General features: G+C 66.3%; 9 protein-coding genes. 3 read left to right on the forward strand and 6 right to left on the reverse strand.

The features are described from left to right. Positions 1-44: 44 nt before the first annotated feature. The 4 genes from F6X61_RS27410 to F6X61_RS20290 form a co-directional block, all read right to left on the reverse strand. Entirely contained in the window at positions 45-2,852 is a 2,808-nt protein-coding gene (locus tag F6X61_RS27410; protein WP_306109302.1) for an NEL-type E3 ubiquitin ligase domain-containing protein, read from the reverse strand. Beyond that, a complete protein-coding gene (locus tag F6X61_RS27315; RefSeq protein WP_256671391.1) occupies positions 2,735-4,615 on the reverse strand; it encodes a dermonecrotic toxin domain-containing protein in 1,881 nt (626 codons plus the stop codon). Before F6X61_RS27315 ends, F6X61_RS27410 begins: the two co-directional genes overlap by 118 nt. 76 nt (positions 4,616-4,691) lie before the next feature. Beyond that, the gene (locus F6X61_RS20285; protein ID WP_153788144.1) at positions 4,692-5,714 is read right to left on the reverse strand and encodes an AraC family transcriptional regulator; all 1,023 of its coding nucleotides are present in this window, start codon (positions 5,712-5,714) and stop codon (positions 4,692-4,694) included. Between the two features lie 41 nt (positions 5,715-5,755). Continuing rightward, positions 5,756-6,619, reverse strand: a complete 864-nt coding sequence (locus F6X61_RS20290; protein ID WP_153788145.1) for a LysR substrate-binding domain-containing protein — start codon at positions 6,617-6,619, stop codon at positions 5,756-5,758. 114 nt (positions 6,620-6,733) lie between these two features. Between F6X61_RS20290 and F6X61_RS20295 the strand changes: the two genes are divergently transcribed. Both F6X61_RS20295 and phnX read left to right on the forward strand, forming a co-directional pair. Next, positions 6,734-7,840: a 2-aminoethylphosphonate--pyruvate transaminase gene (locus F6X61_RS20295; protein ID WP_153788147.1), complete on the forward strand. Its 1,107-nt coding sequence runs from the start codon at positions 6,734-6,736 to the stop codon at positions 7,838-7,840. A gap of 34 nt (positions 7,841-7,874) precedes the next feature. Further along, complete coding sequence (gene phnX / locus F6X61_RS20300) at positions 7,875-8,702, forward strand: phosphonoacetaldehyde hydrolase (RefSeq protein ID WP_153788149.1); 828 nt, start codon at positions 7,875-7,877, stop codon at positions 8,700-8,702. Between the two features lie 104 nt (positions 8,703-8,806). Here the strand turns inward: phnX and F6X61_RS20305 are convergent, their stop codons facing one another. After that, positions 8,807-9,367, reverse strand: a complete 561-nt coding sequence (locus F6X61_RS20305) for an NADPH-dependent FMN reductase (protein WP_153788151.1) — start codon at positions 9,365-9,367, stop codon at positions 8,807-8,809. A 158-nt stretch (positions 9,368-9,525) separates the two neighbouring features. Here F6X61_RS20305 and F6X61_RS20310 point away from each other — a divergent pair, with 158 nt between their 5' ends. Further along, a complete protein-coding gene (locus F6X61_RS20310; RefSeq protein WP_110994558.1) occupies positions 9,526-9,744 on the forward strand; it encodes a hypothetical protein in 219 nt (72 codons plus the stop codon). On the opposite strand, the gene F6X61_RS20315 is transcribed toward F6X61_RS20310, so the two are convergent. After that, entirely contained in the window at positions 9,728-11,977 is a 2,250-nt protein-coding gene (locus F6X61_RS20315; protein WP_153788153.1) for an Orn/Lys/Arg decarboxylase N-terminal domain-containing protein, read from the reverse strand. The two genes, F6X61_RS20310 and F6X61_RS20315, sit on opposite strands and share 17 nt — an antisense overlap. Positions 11,978-12,140: the final 163 nt, after the last annotated feature.

Below are 12,140 nucleotides of genomic sequence, written 5' to 3' on the forward strand. Positions count from 1 at the left end.
CAGCCCCGCAAGCCGGCACCGCCGACCCCGGGGCGGATTGCTTGTCAGTCAGTACCGGGCAGATGCGCCTGCAGTGCTTCGCGGGTCAGACGCAACATCAGTGCCTCTTCCCCTTCGGCGTGGCGCGTCCTCAACGTATTGGCGGCTTGCACGTACTGCGCTTCAGTGACCTCCTCGGCATGGTAACGCTCGTCCAGCCGCGTCATCTGCTCCTGCAATGGCTCCAACGCTGACTCGAAGCTGTCGGCGTGAGTCTGGCGCAGGTAGGCCTCCCAGAAGTCGCGCTGGCTGATGTACAGCGCCAACGCCTCGACGTCAGTCTCGGCCGCGCGCACGACGCGCTCGGCATCATCGAGTTGCGGCTCGCCCACATAGGCCATGGCCCTGAACTGCATGGTCCGGGGCTGGCCCGGCAGCCCCAGTCGATCGGCCAGGCCGATGCGGTAGGCCAGGTTGACTTCCACTTCATCGACCGATTCGGCAGGGTAATCCTGGTGCAGCTGACGCTCGACGCGCGGCAGGTCGGCCCTGGCATAGGCATTGAGCTGATCCAGGCGATACAGCCGGCGGGCCATGCCCAGCCGCCGCTCCTGCGCCTGGGCGGCCGTAGCGCCGACCAATTCCTGGGTCATGAACACCCGGACCTCAAGATTGCTGAAGCAGGCGATCACGCTGTCAACACAGGTGCGCCCGGACGCCGACAGGTCGAACAGCTCGCGGCGCACCTCACCGTGGGCTAGCGCGGCTTCGATCATGTTCCACACCCGGTGCCCGAGGTCTTCGCGGGTCTCACGGTAGTCGCTGGTGCCGACCAGCTCGGCGAACAGCTGGAACAGCGCTTCGCTGCCCGGCTCCGCCGCCAGGTTGTCCCACTGCCCTGCCCGCTCGTCGCGCAACGTCTCGTCCTCGCCGCCCACCCAGATATCCCTGGCCTGTTCGACGCTGATGGTCCGTGAAGGGTGCGCCGTGGCGCCTTGCTCGGGAATGACCGGAAGGACCATGGGCTGGCGCTGCCCATCGAGTTGCAACAGGCGCATCTGCGTTTCGGCGGACAGCGGATTGCCCGCCAGCAGCAAGGTCTGCCTGAACTCGTGGGTCGCCTCGAAGATCTCGGGCTCAAGGCCGGCGATCAGGTTGTCGCGCAGGTCGGCCATCTCCAGGAACGGACACCACAACAGCCGTCGCGGCAGGCGATGCAGTTGGCAGCGGCGCATGATCAGCTCGCGCAGGCGATGCAGATGGTCGACGTCCAGCGTGACATTGCCCAGCGGGTTGCGGCTCAAGTCCACCACCCGCAACTGCCCCAGCGTGCTGAACAGCGGCCCGGTCAAGCCGCCCATGCGAATGCGGTTGTCATTCAGGCGCAGTTCGAAGAGCCGCGTCATGCTGCCAAGTTGCTCGGGAAAGCGGGTCAGGTGATTGTTGCTCAGGTTGCACCAGCGGGCATAAGGGAATCGCTGCAGGAACACCTGGGGCAGCGCTTCGAGCCCCAGATGAGTCAGCACCAGGTCGGTGACATGGGGGAAACTCACGCCCTCAGGCAGTTCGGGCAACGTCTGCACAGGGACGCCGATGATGCTCAGGCGCATGCCATAGTCGACACCGCGCCGATTGACCAGGCGCTCGCCCTGGTGGCGCCAGCAACGGCGCAGCTCATCGCCGACTTGTCGCCGCGCGACCTCCTGCGCCGGCACTTGCGCCTCCCACTCACGCAGTGCCTGGGCCAGGCGCTGGTAAGTCGCCTCCTCGCGCAGCAGGCGGGTGAGCGCCGCCTCGGTCGACTGGCGGAACTGCGCCAGGTAAGTCTCGACTTCGGCCTGGTCGAAACCAGGGTACAGGGCACGCACCCGATCACGGAACAAGGTTTCGGCCGAGGACGCCAGGTCTTGGCCGCACAGCAGGTAGCCCACCCGCCCATCCGGCAGCCTGCGGCCGGGATTGAACCAGGCATCGTGCTGACGCAGGCCCAACTGGCTGGCGATACGGCGCCGCGAATCGGGCAGCCAGGCGCGCAGGTCGGCGCGCAGCGTGAGCCAGCCCTGCGCGCCATCCCAGCCCAGGCGCTCGCGGTCGGCCAGTGGCAACACCGCCAGCAACGCCTGCTCCCAACTATGCGGCGCAGGCACCTCGACCGTCGAGGCACGCCCATCGTTGTACAGCCGGAACTGGCCATTGCGCCGGACCAGCGTGGTGACACCCAGCTGTCGGTCTTCAGGGTGGATCATCGCCAGTCGCCGCCCGTGTTCGCTGCCTTCGCGCAGCTCCAGGTTGACACGGTTGGGCCAGCCAGCCCTGGACGAGAGCAGGCCGAACACCAGGTCGAGGGTTTCGGCCCGATAACCGTTGTGCAGGTAGAAGCCCTCCAGCGCACGCGTGAGCCGTGCTTCCTGAAGCAACGCGCGAGCTTTCTCGGCCAGGTCCAGTGGGATCCTCTGCTCATCGGCCATACGCACACGCTCGGCCTCGCTCGCCTGCCTAAGCACGGCACTGGCATAGGCATCGGGCAGGCCGGGAAAATCGCGTTTTATCAGGTTGCACAGCGGGTCCGGGGCCAGGTAACGGGTGGAGAAATGCTCTAGCAGTAGTTCGCGCAGCAGCGACTCATCGTCCAGCACCGCCTGGCGCTGCCCGCCCTCGTCCATCCCGTGACTGTCCAACTGCGTCAGGCACCAGTCGAAATAAAGGTTACCCGAGGCAGACACCTGGCCCTGGTGCAGCTGGACGAACAACGCGTCTACACGGGCATCCACCTCGAAGCGCTCCAGCGTGTCACGCAAGGTAACCGGCAACGCGCGGCCCTCCACCAGCAAGCCTCGCAAACCGTCCTCGTCGACACCCGCCACCTTGAGCATGGCGTCGATGCGCTGGGCGTCGTACCCGACCGCCTTGGGCCACAGCACCTCGAGCATTCGAGCAGCCCCTTGCCACTCCAACGGCCTGGCGCTGCGCAGGCGCCAGGCCTGTTCACCGTTGAACTCCAGCTCCGGCCCATGGGCCTGCGCGCGCGAGGGGTGACGCAGCCGCCACGGCCCTTCTGGGCGCAGCTGGTGAACCTGGTAGAAGTGCCCTTCATGCCGCCACCACTGGCCCAGGCCATCGCTGAACAGGCCATTGCTGGCCAGGCGGGCGCCTGCGGGCAGCACCTCGACCCGATACGGCGCCAGGTCATCGGCCCACAAGCGGTGCTCCCCTCCTCGACCGCGACGGGTTTCAGGCCGTCGACGAAGGCGCTGCCGGTAAATCGTCGCGCGGTCACGGCACCACCGACCACCAACGCATTGACGCTGACGGTCTCGGCAACATTGAGCATGTGCTCCAACGCTTCATGATCCCGCCCCTTGGCCCAGTCCGCGAAGCCTTCGTAGACCTCGCTCAAGGTTTCCTGAACCATCTTCGCCAACAGCAGCTCGCCGATGCCTGGCACGAAGAACGCCGCCAGGTTCAGGGCGGCCATGCCCGCCGCCTCGAACGCTTCGCGTCGCCGCCTGGAAGCCGCGACGTCAACGTCCGCCGTCGGCACCGCCAGCAATCGCGCATCTTGCCTGATGCGCTGGACATGCTGCTGGGCCAAGGCCCTGAACGGATCGATCCCACTGACCAATCCCTTGGGTTCCAGGTCCGGGCGCGTGTCGCCAGCGCGCGTGCGCAGCGTGGTGACGAAGGAAGCGCGTGCCATCAAACCGACGCGTGCGGCCAGATAAGCGCGCAGGACCGGCCGTTTCGCCTGCTCACCCAGACGCTGGTTGAACTGCGCCCAGGATGCGTGCCATTCGAAGGCCCTGTCCGGCGCCTGCGGCAGGTAGGCAAGCAGCCCCACCACTTCGCTGCCCGCCTGGTCGTCCTGGAGCACGAACAGCAGTGCTCCATCGATCGGGCACCCCAACAGGCTGAGCCGCTGCACGCTCACATACCGGCTGCGTTCATCGCTGATCGTCTCGCCCTCACAAGCCTGGCGCACCAGGTTCAGGTCGGCTTCGGACAGCAGCTGCCGGAGTGCGGCGATCTCCGCCTCGACACCCAGCCCGAGGCGCAGGTCGTCAGCCAACCGGGCGACGAAATCGGCGTCGAGCCTTGCTTGCAGATGCGCCTGGTAACGCTGGCCGACATCCAGCACCCGGCATCGTGCCACCAGCGCCTCGAGGGATACCGACAATGGGCGCTCCGGCCCTGCGCCACCGTCATTTGCAACCTGCACCAGCTGGGTGCCCTCGAAGAAGCGCTGGGATGCCTCGAAGTTCTGCAGCAAGCGCTGCAAGGCCGGTTCACGCATGCTGCTGCGGGTGATACGCCCACCCGCCATGCCCAGGTCGGGAAATGGCGACGGGTCTCGCTCGTAGCGCTGAAAAACCTCTTCCCACTGCAGGTTGCGCAGCGGCTGCGACACACCAAGCTGGGTCGCCAACTGGTGCTCGAACAGCTGCGTGGCGAAGACGTCGAGCGACTCGATGCCGCGCCAGGCCGCCTCCAGGTACTCCTGGCTGCGCCGGTGCGCCTGGAAGCGTCGACGTAATACGCGGACTTGCTCCGGGCTGGCGTTTTTCAGCCAATCGGGCAGTTGCGACGCGATGAAGTCATCGATGGCCGAGTCGATACGGGTGAGTTGCCTGTCTGGCATGGGGTCACTCCCTGTGTGATGGAAGCGACCACGCTGCCCGTTCGGCGCGCGATCGGGCAGCGGGAAACCCGTCCGCTCAGCCCAGGGCGCCGCCCTGCTGCGCCAGTGCCCGGTAATGCCCGGGGTTGCAGCCGAACCACTTGCGAAAGGCCTTGTAGAACGAGCTGCTATCGGCGAACCCCAGACGCTCGGCAACCTGCGCCAGCCCCAGGTCGGCCTCGGCCAGCCAGGTGATTGCCAGCTCACGGCGCACGCTGTCCTTGAGCCCCTGGTAGGTCTGCCCCTCCTCGGCCAGGCGCCGGCGCAAGGTGGAAGCCGACACGCAGAGGCTGGCCGCCAGCCGCTCGGCATCCGGCCAGGTGGCGGGGTCGAGGCTGCGCAAATGCGCACGCACGCGCCGCCCCAGGCTCTCGGGATCGCGGTACCTGACCAGAATGTTGCCCGGAGCCTCGGCGAGAAAGCGCCGCAGCTCATCGTCATTGCGCTTGAGCGGCAGGCCCAGGCAGTCGGCGGCGATGATCATGCGCGTGCGCGGGCGGTCGAACTGCAGGTTCTCGGAGAACATCACCCGATAGTCGTCGCAGAACGGCGGCTCGGGGCAGCGCAGGTCGATGGCCAGGATCGGGATGCGCCGCCCGGCCAGCCAGCAGGCCACGCCGTGGACGATCATCCAGAAGGTGAAGTAGGTGAAGGCGCGGCGGGGCTCGTCACGGGGTTCGTTGATGACGATCTCTGCCAGGCTCTGCTGACGCACCAGCCCCGGCTGCAAGTCTTCGAGCATCAGGCCGAGGAAATCCAGGGCGGTGCGCAGGCCTTCGGCCAGGGTCGGCTGGGCCATGGCCGCCCGGCACACGAACGCCAGGCTGCCGCTGCGCAGGCCGCGCGGGTCCATGGCGAAGAATTCGTCGTTGCAGCGTCGCGCCAGCAGGCGCCACAGCTGCGCATAGGACTCGGCGCTGACCCGCGCCTGCGGCAGGTCCAGCTGCGTCGCGTCGATCCCGGCGCGGGCCAGCAGGGCAGCGTCCGGTTCGCCGGCCGGGCAAGTCTGCAGCAGTGCCTCGCGCACCAGTTGCATGGAGATGGTGTCTTTCTCGCTCATCGAGTGTCCGTCGTGCTCTGTGCCGGCCATCTTAAAGCCTGTCAGACGCTGGCGGCCAGGCCGAGGAACGCCTGGATCAGGCGCAGTTCGCGGCGCCGCTCCAGGCAGCCGATCATGTGTTGGTTGACCAGGCCCTGGCCGCTCAAGGGCCGCGCCACCACGCGCGGGTCATGGGCCACCTCGGTGGACGACACCACGCCGATGCCAAGCTCGGCCGCCACTGCCTCGGTGACCGCCTCGCGGCTGTCCAGCTCCAGCAGCACCCGCGGCTGCACCCCGGCATCGCTGCAGGCCCGGTCGAAAGTACGCCGGGTGGTCGAACTGGGTTCGCGCAGCACCATGATCTGTTTGTCCAGCTCGGCCAGCGGCAGGTCCTGGGCAGCGTTCGCCCAAGCGTGGCCGGCCGGCAGCAAGGCACACAGGCGCGACTCGCACAGGCTCTGCAGGTGCAGGCCCTTGCGCGGCTCGATCTCGGTCAGCACTGCGACATCGGCATGTTCGGACAGCAACGCCGCCAGCGTCTCCTGGGCGTTGCCCAGGCGCAGGTTGACGGTGATGCCGGGGTAGCGCTCGCGCAGCAGCGCCAGCATCGGCATGACCCGGTGCGGCCCGTCGGCGGCCACCTCCAAGCGCCCGGTCAGCAACTGGCGGTTGGCCTCGAGCATCGCCTGGGCTTCCTCGGCCAGGCCGAACATGGCCCGGGTGATGGCCGCCAGCCGAGTGCCCTCCTCGGTCAGCTCGACCCGCCGCGCGGTGCGCCGCAGCAAGGTGATCTGGTAGTGCTCCTCCAGCGCCTTGACGTGCCCGGTGACCGCCGGCTGGCTGATGAACAGGCGCTCGGCGGCGCGGGTGAAGCTGCCCTCACGGGCCACGGCATCGAAGGCGCGGAGCTGGAACAGGTTCATATCTATCGGCCTGACTTATGGCTGGCATAACAACAAACAATTTGAATGATGGACCGGCGAATTGCAACCTAGCCCCCATAAGTTTCCAGCCCACCGCATGTGAGGAACCACGGAATGAGCAACGCCCCGATCCTGCTGACCCCCGGCCCCCTGACCACCTCGATCCGCACCCGCCAAGCCATGCTGGTGGACTGGGGCTCCTGGGACCGCGACTTCAACCAGCTGACCGCCAGCGTGTGCGAACAGCTGCTGGCGATCATCGACGGTGCCGCCAGCCACCACTGCGTGCCCCTGCAAGGCAGCGGCACCTTCGCCGTCGAAGCAGCCATCGGCACCCTGGTACCGCGTGACGGCAAGGTGCTGGTGCTGATCAACGGCGCTTATGGCCAGCGCCTGGCGAAGATCTGCAAGGTGCTGGGCCGCCAGTACAGCACCTTCGAAACCGCCGAGGACCAGCCGACCACCGCCGAGGACGTCGACCGTCTGCTGGCCGCCGACCCGAGCGTTACCCACGTGGCGCTGATCCACTGCGAGACCAGCACCGGCATCCTCAACCCGCTGCCCGAGATCGCCCAGGTGATCAAGCGCCACGGCAAACGCCTGATCATCGACGCCATGAGCTCGTTCGGCGCGCTGCCCATCGATGCCCGTGAAGTGCCGTTCGAGGCGCTGATCGCAGCGTCCGGCAAATGCCTTGAGGGCGTACCGGGGATGGGCTTCGTCTTCGCCGAGAAAAACGCGCTGGCCGCCGCCGAAGGCAACGCCCATTCCCTGGCCATGGACCTGCAGGACCAGCACGCCTACATGGCCAAGACCGGCCAGTGGCGCTTCACCCCGCCGACCCACGTGGTCGCCGCGCTGCATGAAGCACTGCAGCAATACGTTGAGGAGGGTGGCCTGCCCGCCCGCCACCAGCGCTACGCCGACAACTGCAAGACCCTGCTCGACGGCATGGCGAAGATCGGCCTGCAGAGCTTCCTGCCCGCCGCCATTCAGGCGCCGATCATCGTCACCTTCCACGCCCCGAAAGACCCGCGCTACCAGTTCAAGGACTTCTACGAGCGGGTCAAGGCCAAGGGTTTCATCCTCTACCCGGGCAAGCTGACCCAGGTCGAAACCTTCCGCGTCGGCTGCATCGGCGTGGTCGGCCCGGACGGCATGCAAGCCGCCGTCAACGCCGTGGCCGAAGTGCTGCGGGAAATGGAAGTGCTGGACATTTGACCCTCCGCCTACCCAACTTCAGGAAAACGCGCACATGAACTACAGCAACCCTACCCAGCTGCAAGCCGCCATCCTCGACTGGGCCGGCACCGTGGTCGACTTCGGCTCCTTCGCCCCTACCCAGATCTTCGTCGAGGCCTTCGCCGAGTTCGACGTACAAGTGTCCATCGAAGAGGCTCGCGGCCCGATGGGCATGGGCAAGTGGGACCACATCCGCACCCTGTGCGACGTGCCGGAAATCGCCGAGCGCTACCGCAAGGTGTTTGGCCGCACGCCCACCGACGATGACGTCACCGCCATCTACGAACGCTTCATGCCCCTGCAGATCGAGAAGATCGCCGTGCACTCGGCGCTGATCCCCGGTGCGCTGGACACCTTGACCGGCCTGCGCAAGGGTGGGCTGAAGATCGGTTCGTGCTCGGGCTACCCGAAAGTGGTGATGGACAAGGTGGTCGAGCTGGCGGCGCAGAACGGCTATGTCGCCGACCATGTGGTGGCCACCGACGAAACCCCGAACGGCCGCCCGTGGCCGGCCCAGGCCCTGGCCAACGTGATTGCCCTGGGCATCGACGATGTGGCGGCGTGCGTGAAGGTGGACGACACCGTGCCGGGCATCCTCGAAGGCCGCCGCGCCGGGATGTGGACCGTGGCACTGGTGTGCTCCGGCAATGCCCTGGGCTTGACCTGGGAAGGCTACCAGGCGCTGAGCGCGGAGAAACTGGAGAGCGAGCGCAAGCGGATTCACCAACTGTTTGCCTGCTCGCGCCCGCACTACCTGGTCGACACGATCAATGAGTTGCCAGAGGTGATTGCCGATATCAACCGGCGGCTGGCCAAGGGTGAGATGCCGCAGGCGTTCTGACAGGTCGGTGTCGCATTCTTCGCGGGGCAAGTCGCAGCGGCGCACCGCCGCTCCCACGCATACCTTGCACGTGGGAGCGGGCTTGCCCCGCGATGGTTTTCGGCTCAAACCGCCCGATTCAACTTCACCCACGAGGCAAACTTGTCGATGAAGCCCTGCAAGAACGGCCGGGTCTTGTCACTCAACTTGCCACTGTCATCGAACAGCGTCGCCGCCCCGCCCAGATACGCCTCGGGCATCTGCAGGCAGGGCATGTCGAGAAACACCAGCGACTGGCGCACAGCGTGGTTGGCACCAAAGCCACCGATGGCCCCTGGCGACACACTCACCACCGCCGTCGGCTTGCCACTCCAGGCGCTCTGCCCATAGGGCCGCGAGCCCACGTCGATGGCGTTCTTCAAGCCACCGGGCACCGAACGGTTGTACTCGGGGGTGACGAACAGCACCGCGTCGCTACGGCGGATCTCGTCACGAAAACGCTTCCACGCCTCAGGCGGCGCCTCGGCCTCGACATCCTCGTTGTACAACGGCAAATCGCCGATCTCGACGATCCGCAGGGCAAGGCTGGACGGCGCCAGCTCAGACAGCGCGCGGGCCACCTTGCGGTTGTAGGAGTCCTTGCGCAAGCTGCCGACGACGACCGCTACCGAATAGACCTGGCTCATGGCGATGTGCTTCCTCTGCTGGAAAATGGGACCAGTTAGTTATAGATGACCGTTCCTCGGCCACCTGGGTTTTTTTCCATCCGCAGAAAAACTCCCAGCCGTTTCGCTGGTCTATGAGCTCAGACATTTCCCACATGATTCAGAGGGTTCCACCCAAAATGGCAGCAGTAATGGTCGGCCAGTTCCACGCCCGCGACGCCGAAGGCCGTATCTATCCCGTGCACGAGTTCCAGGAGTCGACGCTCCAGGCCGACGGCAGCACCCTTGGTGCACCGATCACCACCTACCGCCTGGCCATTGGCGACCGGGTCAACTACCTGGGCGAGGACCGTTTCGAGCTGGCCCAGACCGGCGTCGAGATCATTCGCATTCCTTGATGCAGTCGACCGTGTACGCCCCGTGCTCGTGCTGCAGGCCGTGCACATCGGCGACGAAGCCCGGGAAGCCCTGGTCGAAGGCCCGGGCGAACGCCAGGTAATCGAGGATCGAGCGGGTCGCCTCGGTGAACCGCTCGCCCGGCATGATCAGCGGGATACCCGGTGGGTACGGCACCAGCATCACCGCCGCAACGCGGCCCAGCAACTGTTCGATCGGCACCGCTTCCACCTCCCCCTTCACCATCCGGTCATACGCCTGGGCCGGGCTCATGGCCACCTCCGGCAGTTTGGTGAACAGCCGCTTCAGCTGCTTGGCGGTGGCATTGGCGCGGTAGCAGTCGTGCAACTGCTGGCACAACTCACGCAGGCCCAGCCCCTGGTAGCGTACAGGCTGCTCACTGACCACACTCGGCAGGCATTGCACCAGCGGCGTATTGCCATCGTAATGGCGCTTGAACTCCAGCAGCTCGGTGAGCAGGGTGCTCCACTTGCCCTTGGTGATGCCCATCGAGAACAGCACCAGGAAACTGTACAACCCGGTCTTTTCCACCACTAGGCCGCGCTCCCAGAGAAACTTGCTGACCACTGCCGCCGGAATGCCGTGCTCACCCAGCACACCACCGGCATTGAGCCCGGGCATGACCAGGGTGACCTTGAGCGGGTCGAGCAGCACATAGTCGTCCGTCACCTCGCCAAAGCCATGCCACTCGGCCCCCGGCTGTAACAGCCAGTCCGCTGCCGCCAGGCGCTGGGTGCCCTCGGTAGCCGGCGGCTGCCAGATGCTGAACCACCAATCCTCGGCGGCAATGTGCTCGCGCAGGTTGGCCAGGGCCCGGCGAAAGCTCAGCGCCTCGTCGAACATCTCCTGCAAAAGCGAACGACCGGCCGGGCCTTCCATCATCGCCGAGGCCACGTCCAGCGAGGCCAGGATGCTGTACTGCGGCGAGGTGGAGATATGCATCATGAACGCTTCGTTGAAGCGGTCGCGGTCAAGCGCACGGCTGGCGCCATCCTGCACATGGATCATCGACGCCTGGCTGAAGGCGGCCAGCAGCTTGTGGGTGGAATGGGTGCTGAACAGCAAAGGGCCATCGTCGGCCTTGGGCGTGCCCATGGCATAGCGGCCGGTGAAGAAATCGTGGAAGGCGGCGTAGGCGAACCAGGCCTCGTCGAAATGCAGCACCTCGACACTGGCGCCGAGGGCCTGCTTGATCAGCCCCGCGTGGTAGCACAGCCCGTCGTAGGTCGAGTTGGTCACCACCGCCAGCTTGATCTTTGCCGCCCGGCCCTGGGCCAGCGGGTGGGCCTGGATCTTCGCCTGGATCGATTCGGCGCTGAACTCGCTGAGCGGGATCGGCCCGATGATGCCCTGTTCGTTGCGCTCCGGGCACAGGTAGATGGGGATGGCGCCGGTCATGATGATCGCGTGCACCACCGACTTGTGGCAGTTGCGGTCCACCAGCACCAGGTCATCGCGCCCGACCATGGCGTGCCAGACGATCTTGTTGGCGGTGGAGGTGCCGTTGATCACGAAAAAGGTATGGTCGGCGCCGAAGTTGCGCGCCGCGCGGGCCTCGGCTTCGGCCAGGGGGCCGGTGTGGTCGAGCAGCGAGCCGAGCTCGGGCACCGAGACCGACAGGTCCGAACGTAGGGTGTTCTCGCCGAAGAACTGGTGGAAGGCCTGCCCCACCGGGCTCTTGCGGTAAGCCACGCCACCGCCGTGGCCCGGCGTGTGCCAGGAATAGTTCGATTGCGCGGTGTGCTGCACCAGCGCCTTGAAGAACGGCGGCAGCAGGCCATCGAGGTAGTTGTGTGCGGCCCGTGCCACCTGGCGGGCAAGAAAGGGCACGGTGTCTTCGAACAGGTAGAGAATGCCGCGCAGCTGGTTGAGCTCGCTCATGGCCTCGGCGGGTGCGTTTTCCAGGGTGACCTGCTCGCCCAGGGCGAAGATCGGCAGGTGCGGCGCACGCAGGCGGGCCAGGCGGATCAGCTCGGCCATGTGTTGCAGCAGGTGGTTGTTGTCGCCGGCCCCCTCGGCGCCGATCAGCATGCAGGCCAGCCCGTGGTGGGTGGCGGCGACCAGACGCGCTTCGGTGTAGTCGGCGGCGGCGAGGATGCTGAAGCCGTCCTGGGCCAGCTCGGCGGCGATGCCACGCACCCGTTCGCCGGCAACGCTGTCGGCCTTGATCGCCCGGTGGACGATGAGGATGGGGAACTTGAGGTCCTTGTACATCAGGCGGCTACCTCCGAAGGACAGATTGTCCTCTCAGGGTAGTAGAGGTGCTGACACTATCGCGGGGCAAGCCCGCTCCCACGTAATGGACTGCCCCCAAAAAGTTGGACAGATTAGCTGGCGGCCTGGGCCCTGTACTCGACAGGGCTCAGGCCGTTCAGTT

This window comes from Pseudomonas sp. EMN2 (assembly GCF_009650555.1).
GTDB classification, from domain to species: Bacteria; Pseudomonadota; Gammaproteobacteria; order Pseudomonadales; family Pseudomonadaceae; genus Aquipseudomonas; species Aquipseudomonas sichuanensis.

Excerpts from the sequence above, each read along its gene's own strand:
- F6X61_RS27410 (WP_306109302.1), bottom strand. The coding sequence starts at position 2,852 with ATGCTCAAGGTGGCGGGTGTCGACGAGGACGGTTTGCGAGGCTTGCTG.
- F6X61_RS27315 (WP_256671391.1), bottom strand. The coding sequence starts at position 4,615 with ATGCCAGACAGGCAACTCACCCGTATCGACTCGGCCATCGATGACTTC.
- F6X61_RS20285 (WP_153788144.1), bottom strand. The coding sequence starts at position 5,714 with ATGAGCGAGAAAGACACCATCTCCATGCAACTGGTGCGCGAGGCACTG.
- F6X61_RS20290 (WP_153788145.1), bottom strand. The coding sequence starts at position 6,619 with ATGAACCTGTTCCAGCTCCGCGCCTTCGATGCCGTGGCCCGTGAGGGC.
- F6X61_RS20295 (WP_153788147.1), top strand. The coding sequence starts at position 6,734 with ATGAGCAACGCCCCGATCCTGCTGACCCCCGGCCCCCTGACCACCTCG.
- phnX (WP_153788149.1), top strand. The coding sequence starts at position 7,875 with ATGAACTACAGCAACCCTACCCAGCTGCAAGCCGCCATCCTCGACTGG.
- F6X61_RS20305 (WP_153788151.1), bottom strand. The coding sequence starts at position 9,367 with ATGAGCCAGGTCTATTCGGTAGCGGTCGTCGTCGGCAGCTTGCGCAAG.
- F6X61_RS20310 (WP_110994558.1), top strand. The coding sequence starts at position 9,526 with ATGGCAGCAGTAATGGTCGGCCAGTTCCACGCCCGCGACGCCGAAGGC.
- F6X61_RS20315 (WP_153788153.1), bottom strand. The coding sequence starts at position 11,977 with ATGTACAAGGACCTCAAGTTCCCCATCCTCATCGTCCACCGGGCGATC.